General features: G+C 50.5%; 19 protein-coding genes and 1 tRNA gene. 17 read left to right on the forward strand and 3 right to left on the reverse strand.

Going from position 1 to position 16,401, the window contains the following annotated elements:
• Nucleotides 1-62: 62 nt before the first annotated feature.
• The 11 genes from tolB (at nucleotide 63) to xerD (ending at nucleotide 8,069) form a co-directional block, all read left to right on the forward strand.
• Entirely contained in the window at nucleotides 63-1,397 is a 1,335-nt protein-coding gene (gene tolB, locus Q9291_RS01650; RefSeq protein ID WP_306388235.1) for a Tol-Pal system beta propeller repeat protein TolB, read from the forward strand.
• A gap of 39 nt (nucleotides 1,398-1,436) precedes the next feature.
• Nucleotides 1,437-1,994 (forward strand): peptidoglycan-associated lipoprotein Pal, encoded by a 558-nt coding sequence (gene pal / locus Q9291_RS01655; protein WP_306388236.1) that lies wholly within the window; start codon nucleotides 1,437-1,439, stop codon nucleotides 1,992-1,994.
• Entirely contained in the window at nucleotides 1,981-2,838 is an 858-nt protein-coding gene (locus Q9291_RS01660; RefSeq protein ID WP_306388237.1) for a YbgF trimerization domain-containing protein, read from the forward strand. Before pal ends, Q9291_RS01660 begins: the two co-directional genes overlap by 14 nt.
• A 70-nt stretch (nucleotides 2,839-2,908) precedes the next feature.
• On the forward strand, nucleotides 2,909-3,550 hold the full coding sequence (queE, locus tag Q9291_RS01665) for a 7-carboxy-7-deazaguanine synthase QueE (RefSeq protein ID WP_306388238.1): 642 nt from the start codon (nucleotides 2,909-2,911) through the stop codon (nucleotides 3,548-3,550).
• The gene (gene queC / locus Q9291_RS01670; RefSeq protein WP_306388239.1) at nucleotides 3,547-4,251 is read left to right on the forward strand and encodes a 7-cyano-7-deazaguanine synthase QueC; all 705 of its coding nucleotides are present in this window, start codon (nucleotides 3,547-3,549) and stop codon (nucleotides 4,249-4,251) included. Before queE ends, queC begins: the two co-directional genes overlap by 4 nt.
• Nucleotides 4,252-4,331: 80 nt before the next feature.
• Entirely contained in the window at nucleotides 4,332-4,772 is a 441-nt protein-coding gene (gene rpsP / locus Q9291_RS01675) for a 30S ribosomal protein S16 (protein ID WP_306388240.1), read from the forward strand.
• A gap of 22 nt (nucleotides 4,773-4,794) precedes the next feature.
• On the forward strand, nucleotides 4,795-5,346 hold the full coding sequence (gene rimM / locus Q9291_RS01680; protein ID WP_306388241.1) for a ribosome maturation factor RimM: 552 nt from the start codon (nucleotides 4,795-4,797) through the stop codon (nucleotides 5,344-5,346).
• Between the two features lie 51 nt (nucleotides 5,347-5,397).
• On the forward strand, nucleotides 5,398-6,132 hold the full coding sequence (gene trmD, locus Q9291_RS01685; RefSeq protein WP_306388271.1) for a tRNA (guanosine(37)-N1)-methyltransferase TrmD: 735 nt from the start codon (nucleotides 5,398-5,400) through the stop codon (nucleotides 6,130-6,132).
• A 41-nt stretch (nucleotides 6,133-6,173) separates the two neighbouring features.
• Entirely contained in the window at nucleotides 6,174-6,563 is a 390-nt protein-coding gene (rplS, locus tag Q9291_RS01690; RefSeq protein WP_306388242.1) for a 50S ribosomal protein L19, read from the forward strand.
• 99 nt (nucleotides 6,564-6,662) lie between these two features.
• Entirely contained in the window at nucleotides 6,663-7,145 is a 483-nt protein-coding gene (locus Q9291_RS01695) for a methylated-DNA--[protein]-cysteine S-methyltransferase (protein ID WP_306388243.1), read from the forward strand.
• A 39-nt stretch (nucleotides 7,146-7,184) separates the two neighbouring features.
• The gene (xerD, locus tag Q9291_RS01700) at nucleotides 7,185-8,069 is read left to right on the forward strand and encodes a site-specific tyrosine recombinase XerD (RefSeq protein ID WP_370530718.1); all 885 of its coding nucleotides are present in this window, start codon (nucleotides 7,185-7,187) and stop codon (nucleotides 8,067-8,069) included.
• A gap of 124 nt (nucleotides 8,070-8,193) precedes the next feature.
• Here xerD and Q9291_RS01705 read toward each other — a convergent pair whose 3' ends face one another.
• Nucleotides 8,194-8,988, reverse strand: a complete 795-nt coding sequence (locus Q9291_RS01705; protein ID WP_306388245.1) for a hypothetical protein — start codon at nucleotides 8,986-8,988, stop codon at nucleotides 8,194-8,196.
• Between the two features lie 11 nt (nucleotides 8,989-8,999).
• A complete protein-coding gene (gene folB, locus Q9291_RS01710; protein ID WP_306388246.1) occupies nucleotides 9,000-9,353 on the reverse strand; it encodes a dihydroneopterin aldolase in 354 nt (117 codons plus the stop codon).
• Nucleotides 9,354-9,466: 113 nt separating this feature from the next.
• On the opposite strand from folB, the gene plsY reads away from it, so the two are divergent.
• Entirely contained in the window at nucleotides 9,467-10,078 is a 612-nt protein-coding gene (gene plsY, locus Q9291_RS01715; RefSeq protein ID WP_306388247.1) for a glycerol-3-phosphate 1-O-acyltransferase PlsY, read from the forward strand.
• Between the two features lie 15 nt (nucleotides 10,079-10,093).
• Here the strand turns inward: plsY and tsaD are convergent, their stop codons facing one another.
• Entirely contained in the window at nucleotides 10,094-11,128 is a 1,035-nt protein-coding gene (tsaD, locus tag Q9291_RS01720) for a tRNA (adenosine(37)-N6)-threonylcarbamoyltransferase complex transferase subunit TsaD (RefSeq protein WP_306388248.1), read from the reverse strand.
• Between the two features lie 135 nt (nucleotides 11,129-11,263).
• Here tsaD and rpsU point away from each other — a divergent pair, with 135 nt between their 5' ends.
• The 5 genes from rpsU to Q9291_RS01745 all read left to right on the forward strand — a co-directional run bounded on the left by rpsU (nucleotide 11,264) and on the right by Q9291_RS01745 (nucleotide 16,128).
• On the forward strand, nucleotides 11,264-11,476 hold the full coding sequence (gene rpsU, locus Q9291_RS01725; RefSeq protein WP_018987466.1) for a 30S ribosomal protein S21: 213 nt from the start codon (nucleotides 11,264-11,266) through the stop codon (nucleotides 11,474-11,476).
• A gap of 141 nt (nucleotides 11,477-11,617) precedes the next feature.
• The gene (locus Q9291_RS01730) at nucleotides 11,618-12,061 is read left to right on the forward strand and encodes a GatB/YqeY domain-containing protein (RefSeq protein WP_306388249.1); all 444 of its coding nucleotides are present in this window, start codon (nucleotides 11,618-11,620) and stop codon (nucleotides 12,059-12,061) included.
• Between the two features lie 118 nt (nucleotides 12,062-12,179).
• Nucleotides 12,180-13,919, forward strand: coding sequence for a DNA primase (gene dnaG, locus Q9291_RS01735; protein WP_306388250.1), 1,740 nt, complete (start codon nucleotides 12,180-12,182; stop codon nucleotides 13,917-13,919).
• A 160-nt stretch (nucleotides 13,920-14,079) separates the two neighbouring features.
• Nucleotides 14,080-16,029 (forward strand): RNA polymerase sigma factor RpoD, encoded by a 1,950-nt coding sequence (gene rpoD, locus Q9291_RS01740; RefSeq protein ID WP_306388251.1) that lies wholly within the window; start codon nucleotides 14,080-14,082, stop codon nucleotides 16,027-16,029.
• Between the two features lie 20 nt (nucleotides 16,030-16,049).
• A tRNA-Ile gene (locus Q9291_RS01745) sits at nucleotides 16,050-16,128 on the forward strand.
• The last annotated feature ends 273 nt before the right edge of the window (nucleotides 16,129-16,401 follow it).

A 16,401-nucleotide genomic window follows, 5' to 3' on the forward strand; every position in this document is an offset into this window, starting at 1 on the left:
GTCAGGGCTTTTCGTTATAATTCTTGATTAACGGGCAATATAAAGTGAATAACATTGTGAGCATGAAAACGCTAAAAAGCCGCCTGGATTGTTCTCGTCAGGCATTTTGGAATACGCTGGCTGCCAGTGTACTCGTCTTATTGACCGCAATACCTGCAAAGGCAGCGCTCGAAATCGAGATCAGTGGCGGAAGTGCTGTACAGATCCCGATTGCGATTTTACCCTTGGCTGAATCTGCCAATGTGCTAGGTAAAAACCGGTTGCATGAAATTATCAGTAACGATCTGAAAAGCAGTGGCCTGTTTCGTATTATCAATACCAGTGGCATGCCAGCACTGCCGACCAGCCAAGCGCAAATTAGGTACACTGACTGGACCGCACTCAAGGCACAGGGTTTAAGTCTGGGGGATGTTCAGCAAACGGCTAACGGCAACCTGAAGGTTTCTGTACAGGTCATGGATGTATTACGCCAGGCGCCGCTTTTACAGCTTAATTACACTATTCCTCCTAGCCAATATCGCCATGTGGCGCATTTGATTGCAGATCAGATTTACGAGAAATTCACAGGTCAGCCTGGGTCATTTGCCACTCGGATTGCCTATGTGACCAAAGTAGGCAAGCGCTTTACCCTGCAAGTGGCCGATGCGGATGGCTTTAACGCACAAACGCTGGTTGCCTCGAATGAGCCGATTATTTCACCTACATGGTCGCCTGATGGCAACAGCATGGCCTATGTTTCGTTTGAAAAGAAAAAGCCGGTGGTCTTTGTGCAGTCTCTTTATACCGGTGAGCGTAAGGTCGTTGCTAACTTTAAAGGGAACAACAGTGCGCCTGCCTGGGCGCCGGACGGTAGTAAGCTGGCAGTGGTGCTGACTTATGGGGCTAACTCGCAAATTTATACGATTTCCCAGGATGGCTCAAATTTGCAGCAAGTTACAAAGAGCAATGCCATTGATACCGAGCCTGCGTTCTCACCAGATGGTCAGTGGATCTATTTCAGCTCTGATCGGGGCGGTCGTCCGCAAATTTACAAAGTTCCGGCTTCTGGCGGTTCGCCAAGCCGTGTTACTTTTGAAGGCGGCTACAATGTCAGCCCGCGCTTTTCACCAGATGGACGGTATTTAACTTATATCCGTAATGATGGTGGTTCATTCAAAGTTGCGTTGCAAGACTTGGGCACAGGTGCTGTCAAGCTGCTAAGCACCGGTTCGCAAGATGAATCCCCCAGTTTTGCCCCAAATGGACGTACGCTGATGTACGCTACCCGGGTAGGTGGACGTGGCACATTGGCGACGGTCACAGTAGATGGTTTGGTGCGGCAGCGCTTGTCAGAAGCCGGTGGTGATATTCGTGAGCCGGCCTGGGGCCCTGCTCAAGCCATTAAGAGTGGCAACTAAGTGATTATTTTTTGGTTTTTAACGTAATTTAAAGGAGAAATGATGAAAAACATCTGGAAAGTAGCAGTACTGGCGTTGGTTCTGTCAGCTTGTAAAAGCACCCCAATGAACCCGGCCAAGGTGGAAGACGCAAGTGTCACCCGCCCGATTCCAAAAGCCGAAGCACAATCTTCCGCTGATGGTTCTGCAAGCACTGATAAAATCACCATGAAGACTGTGGATGTGGATGCAGACAAGAATGGTCAGATGGACGCGGCTGAGCTGGCAAAACGTCAAGTATTTTTTGACTACGACAGTGATGCGATTCGTGCAGAATACAGTGCATTAATCGCCAACCATGCCAAGTATCTGGTGGCACACCCGCAAACCAAAGTGGTGCTGCAAGGCAATACTGATGAGCGTGGTACCCATGAATACAACCTGGCATTGGGTCAGCGCCGTTCAGTGGCAGTGAAAAAAGCTTTGAATGTGTTGGGTGTGCCTGACAGCCAGATCGAAACAGTGAGTTACGGTGAAGAGCGTTCCAAGCAAAATTGTGCTGAAGAAGACTGCTTTCAGTATGACCGCCGTGTAGACATTGTGTATGCTGGTCAGTAATTCACGCACCAGTTTCTCTGCTGTATTGATGTGCCTCGGGCTGGTTGTTCACTCCGCCAGCCATGCGGCATTATTTGATGATACAGAGGCGAGAAAACGTATTCTTGAGGTTGAGACCAAGCAAGCGGCGGATCACGACGCGCAGCAAAATGCGATTAGTGACTTGACGCGTGTGCAAAAAAGCCTGGAAAAGCGTGTACAAAGTCTGGAAGCGCTGATGAATGGTAAAGGCCTGCTGGATATGCAAAATCAGCTGGAGCTTATGCGTCAGGATGTGGCACAGCTTAAAGGGGATCTTGAAGTGGTGACGCATCAGCTAGAAGAGATGCGTGCCAAGCAAAATGCTTTATACACTGATCTCGATACTCGCCTGCGCAAACTGGAGTCAGGTGCGTTAGCTGGTTCTGCACAGGGCACGACCACTGATGGGGCAACTGATGCAAAATTGTCAGAAGCCGCACAACAGGAGTCGCGCGCTTTTTCTGAGGCTGATTCTTTCAGTCAGGCGGGCAAGTATAAAGAAGCATTTAATGCGTATGATGCTTTTCTCAAAGCATACTCAGGCAGCAAGCTGGTGCCTGATGCGATGTACGGGATGGGGTATAGCCAATTTGGACTGAAAAACTACAAATCGGCTATTTCGACCCAGCAGAAATTTCTAGAAAACTATCCAACGCATCCGTTGGCGGCAAATGCCATGATGAACATGGCGAATAGCCAGATTCAGTTGGGCCAGATTCCTGAAGCAAAAAAAACGCTCAAGAATCTGATTTCTACCTATCCAGCTGCTGAAGTCACACCCAGTGCACAAAAGCGCCTGAAGGTGCTGGAGAGCATTAAATAGCAGTTTTGCCAAGCTTGGGCGATAATAACGGGCAGATAGCAATATCTGCCCTTTTTATTTTAATATCCTCATGACTACACTCAGAATTTTTGAAATTTTCTACTCCTTGCAAGGCGAGAGTTCACGTGTCGGCTTGCCGACCGTATTTGTGCGGCTCACGGGCTGCCCATTGCGCTGCGGATACTGTGATACCGAATACGCGTTTGAGGGCGGCGGTGTCATGACGGTAGAGGACATCTTGCAGCAAGTTGCCTCTTACGGGACGCAATTTGTCTGTGTCACCGGCGGGGAGCCGCTGGCACAAAAAAACTGTATTACCCTGCTGGACGAATTGGTCACTGCCGGTTATCAGGTCTCGCTTGAAACCAGCGGTGCGCTGGATATTTCCATGGTGAATTCACAAGTTAAAATTATTATGGATATCAAAACGCCGGGTTCGGGTGAAGTGCATCAGAATCGTTGGGCCAACCTCTCACTTTTAAAGGCGGGGGATGAAGTGAAGTGGGTGCTCTGCAGCCGCGAAGACTATGACTGGGCCAAGGATATGCTGGACGTGCAGCCATTTCCTGCGCACTGCGAGCATTTATTTTCACCGAGTTTTCATGAAGTAAGTGGCGAAACGCTGGCCAGCTGGATTTTGCAAGATCAGCTCAAGGTGCGTATGCAGTTACAGCTGCATAAGATTTTGTGGGGAGAAAAGCAAGGGGTATGACAGTGCAAGAAAACGCACCCAAGGCGGTGATTTTACTTTCAGGTGGACTCGATTCCAGTACGGTACTGGCGATTGCCAAAGCGCAAGGCTATGCCTGTTATTGTTTAAGTCTGGATTATCACCAGCGCCACAATGTGGAGTTGCTGGCGGCGCAGCGGGTGGCCAAAGCCCTGGGTGCGCAAGCGCACAAAACGGTGCAGCTCGACTTATCCTTGTTTGGTGGCTCAGCGCTGACCGACAATGCGATTGCTGTCCCAGAATACGAAACGCAGGGAATTCCGGTCACCTATGTGCCTGCACGTAACACCATCATGCTGTCACTGGCGCTGGCCTGGGCAGAGGTGTTGCAGTCGCGGGATATTTTTATTGGGGTGAACGCCCTGGATTATTCCGGTTACCCGGATTGCCGTGGTGAATACGTCAGCGCTTTCCAGCAAATGGCCAATCTGGCAACTAAAGCTGCGGTTGAAGGACAAACCATTACCGTACATGCACCATTGATTGATATGACCAAGGCCGAGATTATTCGCGCTGGTCATGCGCTGGGATTGAATTATGGTCTGACGGTATCGTGTTATCAGGCGGATAGTCGTGGTGCAGCCTGTGGCGTCTGTGATTCCTGCCGTTTTCGTAAATCCGGCTTTGTGCAGGCCGGGCTGGCAGACCCAACGCGCTATCGTGATGCCGAAAAGCTGATATAAAAAGCTTGCCACGGCTTGCAATTCTCCAGTATAATCCGCGCCTTTCTGCAAAGAATTCATTTTTAAGAGAAAACAAGATTATGGTCGTTATTCGTTTATCACGTGGTGGCTCCAAAAAGAACCCGTTCTACAGCCTGGTTGTGGCAGATTCCCGCAATCGTCGTGACGGTCGTTTTATCGAGCGCGTTGGTTTCTATAATCCATCTGCGCGCGCTGGCGCTGAAGCCTTGCGTATCGATGAAGCACGTACACAATACTGGGTTGACAATGGTGCACAATTGTCTGACACCGTTGCACGTCTGGTTAAATTTCACGCCAAAGGCCCTGAAGGCATGGCTGCTGTGAAAGCAAAAGATGCTGCCAAAGCTGAAGCTGCTAAAGCTAAAGCGATTGCTGATGCTGCTGCAAAAGTAAAAGCTGAAGCGGATGCCGCCGCGGCTGAAGCTGCTGCCAAGGCCAAAGCAGAGGCTGACGCTGCTGCTGCAGAAGCTGCCGCCGCTGAAGCGCCAGCTGCTGAGTAATTGTTTCAACGCCTGAAATCATATGGCGTTTGAAAACATGGTTGTGATGGGGCGCATAGTCGCCCCATATGGCGTTTATGGGTGGCTGAAAGTGATCCCGGATACCGAGACTATCGATGGCTTGCTGGGCTATGATGCCTGGTGGGTCGGCAAAGCACCCAACTGGCGTGCGATTAAAGTCGAGCAAGCCAAAATTCACAACGATGTGTTGCTGATTAAATTTGCTGGCGTTTCTGACCGTGATCAGGCATTTAGCCTGAAAGGGCAGCAGGTTGCCGTGCCGCGCGAAGCGCTGCCAGAGCCGGATGAAGGTGAGTACTACTGGTCCGACCTGATAGGTTTGCAGGTGACCAATAAGCAGGGTGTCGTGTTTGGAAAAATCACCCAAGTGTTTGAAACCGGTGCCAATGACGTATTGGTGGTACGGGAAGAACAGGCAACCGCTGTGCAAGGCAAAGATGGCAAGATGCACGAAGAATATCGCGAACGTCTGATTCCGTTTACCAGTGAGGCGGTGCCAGATGTGAATCTGCAAGCCGGGACGGTACTGGTGGATTGGGATGCTGATTTTTAAAGCGGTCTGTCGTTTAGAGGGGCTGGCGTTTGGAAGGACAGCACGCGCATGATGCAGATTGAAGTGATCAGTTTGTTCCCGGAGATGTTTTCGGCGCTGACTGAGCATGGTATTACCAGTCGCGCCAGACAACGCAGCCTGTATCAACTGACGCTGACCAACCCGCGTCAGTATACGCAGGATGTGCATCATACGGTGGATGATCGGCCTTATGGCGGTGGCCCCGGCATGGTGATGCTGGCAGAGCCGCTGGCGGCTGCAATTACTGATGCCAAAGCACGGTTGCAGGCAAAAGGGCTGGTGCCAAGGGTGATACACCTCTCACCCCGTGGGCAAGCCCTGACGCATGCCAAGGTGATGGCGCTAAAAGAATGTTCGGGGCTGGTGCTGTTGGCCAGCCGCTATGAGGGCGTAGACCAGCGGGTGCTGGATACGCTGGTGGATGAAGAGTTGTCGATTGGCGACTATGTGCTCAGTGGTGGTGAGTTGCCTGTCATGGTGTTGCTGGATGCGATTATCCGACAATTGCCAGGGGCCTTGGGCGATGCAGATTCGGCGCAGGAAGATTCGTTTGTAAACGGCCTGCTCGATTATCCACACTACACGCGCCCGGAAGAATTTGCAGGTTTAAAGGTGCCGGAAGTGTTATTATCCGGGCACCACGAAAAGATTAGACAATGGCGATTACAACAGTCGCTGTTACTAACCAGGGCGAAACGCCCGGATTTGCTGGCCGCAAGGCCGTTGACGAAGGAAGAGGCTAGGCTACTTGGCAAGCAAGAGTAGGTACGAGCTCTTTACAATTAAAAGGAACGAAAGGAAGTAATATGGCTGACATTATTAAAATGTTAGAGCAAGAAGAAATTGCTCGCTTGAACAAAACCATCCCTTCATTTGCCCCAGGCGACACAGTCGTTGTTGGTGTAAACGTGGTGGAAGGTACCCGTAAACGTGTGCAGGCTTACGAAGGCGTAGTCATTGCAAAACGCAACCGTGGTCTGAACTCCTCATTCATCGTGCGTAAAATCTCTTCAGGCGAAGGCGTTGAGCGTACATTCCAGACTTACTCCCCACTGATCGCTTCGATTGAAGTGAAACGCCGTGGTGATGTACGTCGCGCCAAGTTGTACTACTTGCGTGAGCGTTCAGGTAAATCTGCACGTATTAAAGAAAAACTGGTTGCCCGCGAGAAAGAAATCGCTGTGGACAACAGCTAAGATTGCGACTGAACAGTCAGCAACGTTAAAAGCCCTTCTTCGGAAGGGCTTTTTTATGCCTGGTTGCATGCCGCGCTGGATTACAGTTTAATAGTGGTCATGAAGCCTCCTTCAAATACTCCTCTGGATGCACTGGTCCCGGCCCCATTCGGGTTTGTCGGTGTGCGCTGTGACGAAACAGGTGATGCGCTGCAACTGCTGATGCATGCCTTGCCGCTGAAAGCCCAGCCCAACCCACGTGCCAGCAGCATTGCTGATCAGGTTGCGGCTTATCTGGACAATCCGCGCAGCCAATGGCAAGCCATTGCATCCAGTCGCGGCACTGCATTTCAGCAGCGCGTCTGGCAGGCCATGCGCGAGATCCCGGTGGGTGAAACCTGCACCTACGCGCAACTGGCTGCGGCAGTACACTCTGGTCCACGCGCCGTGGCCAATGCTTGTGGCGCCAATCCCTTGCCCTTGTTTAATCCATGTCATCGCGTGGTGGCCAGCAATGGCATGGGCGGCTTTATGCAAGGCGTTGCAGAAGGGCTGGAGATCAAGCGCTGGTTGTTGGCGCATGAGCAGAAAGGCACGCCATAACAGTAGATGCAGCAAAAAAATACTTCTTCAGCAAGCGCGATGCCTTTTCCTGACATCGACACGTTTATCGACCAGCTCTGGCTGGAGGATGGGCTTTCCGCCAATACACTCTCCAGTTATCGCAATGATTTAAAGGGCTTCGCGGAGTGGTGCAGTAAATACCCGCTCACCCTGTGGGAAGTGCAATCCTCGCATGTACAGGAATATCTGGCCGTGCGCTTTCCGCAGGTGAAAGTACGCAGCATTAACCGGCTAATTGCCACCTTGCGCCGGTTTTATCGCTATGCGCTGGCAAGCAACCTGATCAAGCAAGACCCCACGCTGCATATCGAAGCGCCAAAAATGCCCAAGCAGTTGCCCAAAACCATGAGTGAGTCACAAGTCGAAGACTTGCTCAATGCCCCGGATGTAAATACACCTTTGGGCATGCGCGACCGTGCCATGCTGGAACTACTGTACGCCAGTGGCTTGCGTGTTTCCGAGCTGGTGAATATCACCATTGCCGAAGTCAGCACCCAGGATGGCGTGGTGCGGGTGACTGGCAAGGGCAGCAAAACACGGCTGGTGCCGATGGGGCAAGAGGCCGCCGAGTGGATAGACCGTTACCTTGCGCATGCACGCACAGAAATACTCAAAGGCGGCTTGAGCAATGCAGTGTTTGTGACCCATCGCGGTGAAGCCATGACCCGACACGCGTTCTGGCACATTATCCAGCGCTATGCATTGCAGGCGGGGATTGCCCAACATATCAGCCCGCACGTGCTGCGGCACGCGTTTGCCACGCATTTACTTAATCATGGCGCCGATTTGCGCGTGGTACAGATGTTGTTAGGGCACGCGGATATTTCGACCACGCAGATTTATACGCATGTGGCTAGGGAAAGGTTGCAGCAGTTGCATAAGATGCATCATCCTAGGGGATAGTGTTTGAGGTTAAGATGAACCTTTGAATGATTGTAGTATCTTGCTGATTTGCTCTATGCCGTCGAAAGTTGAAGGTAAATTCTCCTCATTTGTTATCAATCCGCTAAAGACAAGATTTTCAAATTTATCTAAAGAAGCAGAATCTTTGGATTTCATTTCTCAAAAGTAGAATTTCTATTAGGACGGGACTGATTGAAGCAAATCCTAATAACAGTAGGATTGATCTTGCCCAAGTAAGTTCTCTTAATTTTGATAAGGCAAGATTGTTGAATCCTTGGTAAAGACCTACAAAATTAAATGCTGTTTCGAAATTTTCTAACTTTGCTTTTAAGTTATCAATGGTTTTGAGTTTTGTTGATAATTCATTGTCCCATTTTGATTTTAAAGATTCTATTTCATCAATTTTTTTATTAAAGGATCTAATGTCAGCCATGCCTTCATTGTGAATGTAGGATTTAATGATTGCAGACGGCATGACGTATCGAGCCCATAACATTTCTGCATGAAATTGATTGAGTGCTGATAGCGGGGTAATAAGGTTCTCGAAATAATTTGAGATTGAATTTAGTTCGAAGGACTCCTCATTAACATTAAATTGAGCTTCAAGGATTAATCTGTAAACTGAGGCTGTGATGTTGTTGATTAACTCGTTTACAGAAGTGTCGCTGACTTCAGTATCGTTTATGAATTTGCTCAAGTAATTTATTAAGGAGTTGCCAATCCATTCGATATTATTTGGGCAATTGATATCAAAAAAAGCTGTGTTATTTTGCAATATCTTAAAGAATTTGATCAGGTTATTTTGCGTCTTAGAAAGTGAAGCATCTGCGATTTCATGGGATCTTAGTTTTTTTAAAAATAACCTTATTAGCTCTTGGTTTTGTTGTTGTGAAAAAAAATCATTAGAGATCGTTTCCATATATGACCTTCCTAGGAGTGGCTTCTGTAAATAACTATACCCAGCGCCTTCAACCCAGGCAATATTCCCGGCTTACTTACCTTTAATTTCACATTTTGCGCTTTAAATTCCTGCAAAATCAGTTGGCAAACATGTTCACCTAAAGCTTCAACCAATTTAAAGCTATGTTCGGCCAAAGTCTCGCGAATACGGCTGACCACCATGCCATAATCAATCGTATCTTCAATGGCATCGGTCTGGCAGGCCTGGCTAAAATCATAGCCAATTTCAATATCCAGAATAATGGTCTGCGGGATAGTGCGTTCCCATTCGGGCACACCGAGTTTGGTTTGTACTTTGACTTGTTCGAGAAAGATAATATCCATCAACGCTGATCCTTGTTGTTATTTCCGCGCAGGCCGGAATCCAGTATGATTCGGCATCATACAACATCGTACAGCGGCTGGCATAAGCGGCTGACTTTCTCCGGGATTCAAGCATGAATGAAATAGGATTTGATATCGAGGCGCTGGTCTGGATTGTTGCAGGCTATTTGATCGGCTCAATAGCTTTCGGCATTATTATCAGCAAGTTATACCGCTTGCCTGACCCACGCACGGTGGGCAGTGGCAATATCGGCGCGACCAATGTGGCGCGTAGCGGTAAAAAATCGGCGGCGATTTTAACCTTGGCGGGCGATGCTTTTAAAGGCTGGCTGCCAGTGTGGCTGGCCTTGCATGCGGGTATGTTGATGGATGTGGTGGCGCTGGTCGGGTTGGCGGTGTTTTTAGGGCATTTATACCCGATTTATCACAAGTTTAAGGGCGGTAAAGGGGTGGCGACTGCGCTGGGTGTAATGATTGCCTTTTCTGGCTGGTTGGCCCTGAGTGTGATCGCTGTCTGGCTGGCGGTGTTCCTGATTAGCCGCATTTCTTCATTGTCTGCATTGGTGGCTGCACTATTGTCACCGTTGATTGCCTGGCAGTTTTTGTCACCTTATCCGGTGTATGTGGCAGTCGTGGTGATCATGGCGGCTTTTCTAATCATTCGACACCAGTCCAATATTGCCAAAATACTCGCCGGGACTGAAACCCGCTTTGGCAAAAAGTAAGTACTTGCCTGTTGGCTAGGCGGGGGCTTTTAATTCCGCCAAATCCCAACGCGGGCGTACGCTAAAGCTGTATGCCTGCGTCGAGGTTTCGGTCTGCGTTTGCATGGCGTTGAGGCGCATGGCGCCTGCAAAGGCAATCATGGCGCCGTTGTCGGTGCAAAATTCCAGTCTGGGATAGCTTACCTGTGCACCACGCTTGGCGGCGGCTTCATTCAGGCGCTGGCGCAGGCGTGTGTTGGCCCCCACGCCCCCTGAGACCACCAGTCGCTTCAGCTTGGTCTGCTTAAGCGCTTTCATGCATTTAAGCGTCAAAATTTCGGTGACTGATTCCTGAAACTCAAAGGCGATGTCTCGCACCGTTTGATCATCCAGCTGTGGCTGCTTGTTGACCAGTGTGAGCACGGCTGTTTTGAGCCCGCTAAAACTGAAATTCAAATCCGGGCTGTTGAGCATGGGGCGCGGCAACTGAAAGCGTGCCTGGCCAAGGTCGGCCAGTTTTGAGAGTGTCGGGCCGCCCGGGTAGCCCAGGCCCAGTAATTTGGCGGTTTTATCAAAGGCTTCGCCTGCGGCGTCGTCCAGTGTGTCGCCGAGCAGAGCGTATTGGCCAATGCCGTCTACGCGCATGAGTTGACTGTGGCCGCCAGACACCAGTAATGCCACAAAGGGAAAGGCTGGCCGGTTTTCTTCCAGTAGCGGGGCGAGTAAATGGCCCTCAAGGTGGTGCACACCGACAGAAGGCACTTGCAGCGCAAATGCCAGTGATTGTGCAATGCTGGTGCCGACCAGCAGCGCCCCGGCGAGGCCAGGCCCTTGTGTATAGGCAATGCCATCAATCTCTTGCAGCGTTTTGCTGGCGTGCGTCAGCACTTGTTGTGTCAGCGGCAGCGCGCGGCGGATATGGTCACGCGAGGCCAGCTCAGGCACTACGCCACCATAAGCGGCATGCATGGCAATTTGCGAATGCAGCGCATGCGCCAGCAGGCCTTGCTCGGTATCGTAAAGCGCGACGCCAGTTTCGTCGCAGGAGGATTCAAAGCCCAGCACCAGCATTAAGAATGGTCTCGCATAGATTTTTTTGCAGAAGTGATTGATAAATCCGGATAAGCGCGATAGAATACGCGGTTTTCAGTGCTGCATCAATGCGCAAGCACGATTTGATAACCATTTTTGAAGGATAGGGATTACATGACCGCTATTCGTGTGAAAGAGAACGAGCCGTTTGACGTGGCAATGCGTCGTTTCAAACGTTTGATTGAAAAAACAGGTTTGTTGAACGACTTGCGCGCTCGCGAGTTTTACGAAAAGCCAACTTGGGAACGTAAGCGTAAAGCGGCTGCTGCGGTTAAACGTCAGTATCGTCGTCTGCGCAACCAACAGTTGCCAACAAAACTCTACTAAGCCGTAGAGTGGTTTTTCCGGTTAACTATTTACGCGTTAACCGAATATTGCAAAGGTTGTGGCATGCCACAACCTTTGGCTATTTGTAGGCTAGCCGATTTCGTCTGCTGTTTGCAGGCATCATTATTACGGGACACTCTGATGAGCTTAAAAGCACAAATTACCGAAGACATGAAAACCGCCATGCGCGCGAAGGATATGCAGCGTTTGGGTGTGATTCGTTTGTTGCAAGCTGCGATCAAGCAGCGTGAAGTTGATGAGCGTATCGATCTGGATGATGCCGCGGTGATCACTGCAATTGAAAAAATGCTTAAACAGCGCCGTGATTCGATTGCCGCCTATGAAGGTGCCAATCGGATGGATCTGGCGGATCAGGAAAAATTTGAAGTCACCGTTTTGCAGGGCTATTTGCCCGCACAGATGAGCGAAGAGGAAATCAATGCCATTATCGCCAAAGTGATTGCAGAGACCGGGGCTGCCGGTGCCAAGGATATGGGCAAAGTGGTGGGCGCGGTCAAACCGCTGGTGGCTGGTAAAGCCGATATGGCCAAGGTCTCTGGCATGATTAAGGCTGCATTGGGTTAAATTCGTCCGTTCGGCAAGCTCACAAAAGGCGCGTGCAGCGCCTTTTTTATTTCGCGCTTTTATTGACTGCCGTCTTGCCGAGTCGTCAGCCATGGCCTGATATGCGATACTTGCGTTTATGATTCCAGAAAGTTTTATTCAAGAACTGCTCAACCGTGTGGATATTGTCGAAGTGATCGACAAGGCAGTGCCATTGAAAAAAGCCGGGGCCAATTATTCGGCCTGCTGCCCGTTTCATAACGAAAAATCCCCCAGTTTTACCGTCAGCCCGACCAAGCAGTTTTATCACTGTTTTGGCTGTGGTGCGCATGGCAGTGCGATCAGTTTTCTCATGGAATATAACGGCCTCAGCTTTATAGAGGCGATTCATGATCTGGCAAAAAATATTGGCATGATTGTGCCACAGGAGCAGCGCGACCCCAGTCAGCCCGCGCCGCCCAGTAAAGCCGTCATGCTCAGTTTGCAGGAAACCCTGCAGCAGGCGGCCGCGTATTACAAAGCTGAGCTTAAAAAATCCCCCCGTGCCATTGAATACCTGAAAGCGCGTGGACTGAGCGGCCAGATTGCGGCCAGGTTTCAAATTGGCTATGCCCCGGCTGGCTGGCAGAATCTGCAAACCGTGTTTCCGCAGTATGAGGCCGAAGCGCTTGAAACCGCCGGGCTGGTGGTGCAAAACGAGCAGGGGCGTCGCTATGACCGCTTCCGTGATCGCATCATGTTTCCTATTTACAATCAAAAAGGGGAAGTGATCGGGTTTGGCGGGCGCGTGATTAACCCGGAAGACACCCCTAAATATTACAACTCGCCAGAAACGCCGCTGTTTCAAAAGGGCCACGAGTTGTATGGCTTGTTTATGGCACGGCGCGCCATACGCGATGCCGGTCGGGTGCTGGTGGTGGAAGGGTATATGGATGTGGTGGCGCTGGCGCAATATGGCATCGACTATGCCGTGGCGGCGTTGGGCACGGCGACGACGCCGTTTCACGTCGCCAAGCTGATGCGGCAAACCGATGAAATTGTCTTCAGTTTTGACGGTGACAAGGCCGGGCGAACAGCGGCCTGGCGTGCCGTGATGAATGCCTTGCCTGCAATCAAAGATGGCCTGAAGTTGCGTTTTTTGTTCTTGCCGCAGGAGCATGACCCTGACAGTTTTGTGCGTGAATTTGGCAAGGCGGCTTTTGAAGCGGAAATGAATAAAGCCATGCCGCTGTCGCAATACATCATTCAGCACCTGAGTGAGCAAAATCCACTGGCTTCGCAAGAAGACAAGGTGCAGTTTTTAAATGATGCCGAACCGATTCTCAAGCAGATTCAGGCGCCACGATACGCCACTTTGCTGCGCAAAAAGGTGGCTGAACTGGCTGGTTTGGGTGAAGGGGAAATGCAGCGCATGCTCAAGTTACCCAATCCGGCCAAAGTTCAGCAAAAGGCCGTCAGGCAGCGTGCGCGCACCACGCTTTCGATTTATGTCCGGCTAGCTTTAATGCTGCTGATGCAGCCGCAATGGGCCACCCCAGACTTGCTGGCCAATGTGACGGGTGAGGGCGAAGAGGAAAACATGTTGCGGGTGCTGGTGAAAGCGGCCATCAGTCAGCCGCAATCCCGCCCGGTGGTGTTGCTGCAAATGATTACGCCTTATATTTCAGAGGTTTTGCGCAATCAATTGCACAGAGAGTTGTCTCTGTTAGATGAATCACTCGACTTTGCCCTTGAATTTGAAGCTACGCGTACCCAATTAGCCGATATGGCGCATAACAAGCGCGACAAAACGATGCTCAATCAACTCACAGAAAAGCCATTTTCTGCACTCAGCGATGCTGAACGTGAGGCATTAAGGCAGCTGACATCCAAGCGCTAGCAGGTTTTTTGCAGCAATACTCAAAAAAGCCGGTGCCAGGTGCTTAAAAAAAGTGCAAAAATCGGGTAAAATGTAGGGTTTCCCGTAATGTTAAATCAAGCAGTGTGACCGAAGTTGTGGGGGCTGCTGGGTAACAATTATTTTAGAGGTGGAATCGGCCATGGCCAGACCAAAAGCAGATAAAAGTTTAGATAAAGAGCTCGGAATCAACGAAGTCGACACCCCCAGAGATCCTGCTACACAGGCCCTTGATGCCGAAGCACGCCGTACCCGCTTGAAAACCCTGATTGTATTGGGCAAAGAGCGCGGTTACCTCACCTACGCCGAAATTAATGACCACCTCCCGGATGACGTGCAAGACTCCGAGCAGATCGAGAGCATTATCGGCATGATCAACGACATGGGTATTCAGGTGTATGAAGAAGCGCCTGATGCCGAAGTGTTGTTGATGTCTGATGCACCGCCAGCCGTGGCTGACGAAGATGCTGCTGAAGAAGCCGAACAGGCATTGGCCACTGTAGACTCAGAATTTGGCCGTACCACCGATCCGGTACGGATGTACATGCGTGAAATGGGGACAGTGGACCTGCTGACCCGCGAAGGCGAAATTGAAATTGCCAAACGCATTGAGGATGGTCTCAAGCATATGGTGCAGGCGATTGCCGCCTGTCCAACCACCATCGCCCAGTTGCTGGACATGGTGGATAAAGTTGAAAAAGACGAAATGAGTGTCGATGAGCTGGTCGACGGCTTGATTGATAGCGACATTGGTCTGGATGATGCGCTTGCGGTGGAAGAGGACGAAGAAGAAGAGTCCGCTGAAGAGGATGAAGATGAGGATGATGAAGACAGTGATGCCAAGGCCTCAGCCTTGTCTGCTGAAGTCATTGCCAAGCTTAAGGAAGAAGTGCTTGCGCGTTTTGCCATCATTCGTGCCGCCAACACCCAAATGAACACGATTCGCGAGGCCAAAGGCACGCAAGATACAGAATACAAAACCCTGCATCAGCAAGTGCTGGATGAACTGACCGCCTTCCGTTTTTCGGCCAAACAGGTTGAAGCGCTGTGTGACCAGGTGCGCCAAATGGTGGAAGAAGTGCGTACCCACGAGCGCAAGATCATGGAGTTTTGTGTAGACAAGGCTGGCATGCCACGTCAGCAATTTATCAAGAGCTTTGTTGGCAACGAAATCAACCTGCAATGGCTGGAGAATGAACTGACCGGCAACCCCGCCTACGGCGAGCGTCTGGAACGTTTCAGGCACTCTATTCTGGATCAGCAAGAGCGCCTGCAAAACCTGCAAAACCGCGTTGGTTTGCCGATCAAAGAATTGCGCGACATTAACAAGCAAATGACCACCGGCGAAGCCCGTGCCCGTCGCGCCAAACGCGAAATGATCGAGGCCAACCTGCGTCTGGTGATTTCCATTGCCAAAAAATACACCAACCGTGGCCTGCAGTTCCTTGATTTGATTCAGGAAGGCAACATCGGCCTGATGAAAGCCGTGGACAAATTTGAATACCGCCGTGGTTACAAGTTCTCCACCTATGCAACATGGTGGATTCGCCAGGCCATCACGCGTTCGATTGCTGACCAGGCACGTACCATCCGTATCCCGGTGCACATGATCGAAACCATCAACAAGATGAACCGTATCAGCCGCCAGATCCTGCAAGAAACTGGTCTGGAGCCTGATCCGGCCACTCTGGCTGAAAAAATGGAAATGCCGGAAGAAAAAATCCGCAAAATCCTCAAAATCAGCAAGGAGCCGATATCGATGGAAACGCCGATTGGTGACGACGAAGACAGCCACTTGGGTGACTTTATTGAAGACAACACCACGCTGGCCCCAATGGATGCTGCCGTGTACGCCAGCCTGCGTGACGCCACCAGTGAAGTGCTGGAATCATTGACCCCGCGCGAAGCCAAAGTGCTGCGTATGCGTTTCGGGATCGAAATGAACACCGACCACACGCTGGAAGAAGTAGGCAAACAGTTTGATGTCACCCGCGAACGTATCCGCCAGATCGAAGCCAAGGCTCTGCGTAAACTGCGTCACCCGACCCGCTCGGAACGCCTGCGCAGCTTCTTAGAAAACGGCCAGGATTAGTTTATAATCACACGCTTTTCGGCCCCTTAGCTCATGCTTGGTTAGAGCAGCGGACTCATAATCCGTTGGTGCTGTGTTCGACTCACAGAGGGGCCACCATTTATAAAGAGACTCAAGGTTAACGCCTTGGGTCTTTTTTTTTGGGGTGAATATCCTTTGGACTCTAGCTTAAGCAATTAACGACTCATTAAAACTACTGCAACTACTAATTCCGTAATTAACATTGCAAACATCAGATATTTTGCGGTATCAACAGAGGTGGACCCGGAAAACTGGACAGTGTTTTAAGTGATATTCTTGCTTAACCTTGCAGCCGATAGGCGGCAGAAAGCAGAGAAAGAAAGCAATGAAACGTACCCGAAGAACCCACGC

Source organism: Methylophilus aquaticus (genome assembly GCF_030769565.1).
Classification (GTDB): domain Bacteria; phylum Pseudomonadota; class Gammaproteobacteria; order Burkholderiales; family Methylophilaceae; genus Methylophilus; species Methylophilus aquaticus.

Coding starts and splice junctions, on each gene's coding strand:
- folB (WP_306388246.1), bottom strand. CDS start 9,353: ATGGATATTATCTTTCTCGAACAAGTCAAAGTACAAACCAAACTCGGT.
- rimM (WP_306388241.1), top strand. CDS start 4,795: ATGGCGTTTGAAAACATGGTTGTGATGGGGCGCATAGTCGCCCCATAT.
- tolB (WP_306388235.1), top strand. CDS start 63: ATGAAAACGCTAAAAAGCCGCCTGGATTGTTCTCGTCAGGCATTTTGG.
- pal (WP_306388236.1), top strand. CDS start 1,437: ATGATGAAAAACATCTGGAAAGTAGCAGTACTGGCGTTGGTTCTGTCA.
- queC (WP_306388239.1), top strand. CDS start 3,547: ATGACAGTGCAAGAAAACGCACCCAAGGCGGTGATTTTACTTTCAGGT.
- Q9291_RS01695 (WP_306388243.1), top strand. CDS start 6,663: ATGAAGCCTCCTTCAAATACTCCTCTGGATGCACTGGTCCCGGCCCCA.
- dnaG (WP_306388250.1), top strand. CDS start 12,180: ATGATTCCAGAAAGTTTTATTCAAGAACTGCTCAACCGTGTGGATATT.
- rplS (WP_306388242.1), top strand. CDS start 6,174: ATGGCTGACATTATTAAAATGTTAGAGCAAGAAGAAATTGCTCGCTTG.
- Q9291_RS01660 (WP_306388237.1), top strand. CDS start 1,981: ATGCTGGTCAGTAATTCACGCACCAGTTTCTCTGCTGTATTGATGTGC.
- tsaD (WP_306388248.1), bottom strand. CDS start 11,128: ATGCTGGTGCTGGGCTTTGAATCCTCCTGCGACGAAACTGGCGTCGCG.
- xerD (WP_370530718.1), top strand. CDS start 7,185: ATGCCTTTTCCTGACATCGACACGTTTATCGACCAGCTCTGGCTGGAG.
- rpoD (WP_306388251.1), top strand. CDS start 14,080: ATGGCCAGACCAAAAGCAGATAAAAGTTTAGATAAAGAGCTCGGAATC.
- plsY (WP_306388247.1), top strand. CDS start 9,467: ATGAATGAAATAGGATTTGATATCGAGGCGCTGGTCTGGATTGTTGCA.
- queE (WP_306388238.1), top strand. CDS start 2,909: ATGACTACACTCAGAATTTTTGAAATTTTCTACTCCTTGCAAGGCGAG.
- Q9291_RS01705 (WP_306388245.1), bottom strand. CDS start 8,988: ATGGAAACGATCTCTAATGATTTTTTTTCACAACAACAAAACCAAGAG.
- Q9291_RS01730 (WP_306388249.1), top strand. CDS start 11,618: ATGAGCTTAAAAGCACAAATTACCGAAGACATGAAAACCGCCATGCGC.
- rpsP (WP_306388240.1), top strand. CDS start 4,332: ATGGTCGTTATTCGTTTATCACGTGGTGGCTCCAAAAAGAACCCGTTC.
- trmD (WP_306388271.1), top strand. CDS start 5,398: ATGCAGATTGAAGTGATCAGTTTGTTCCCGGAGATGTTTTCGGCGCTG.
- rpsU (WP_018987466.1), top strand. CDS start 11,264: ATGACCGCTATTCGTGTGAAAGAGAACGAGCCGTTTGACGTGGCAATG.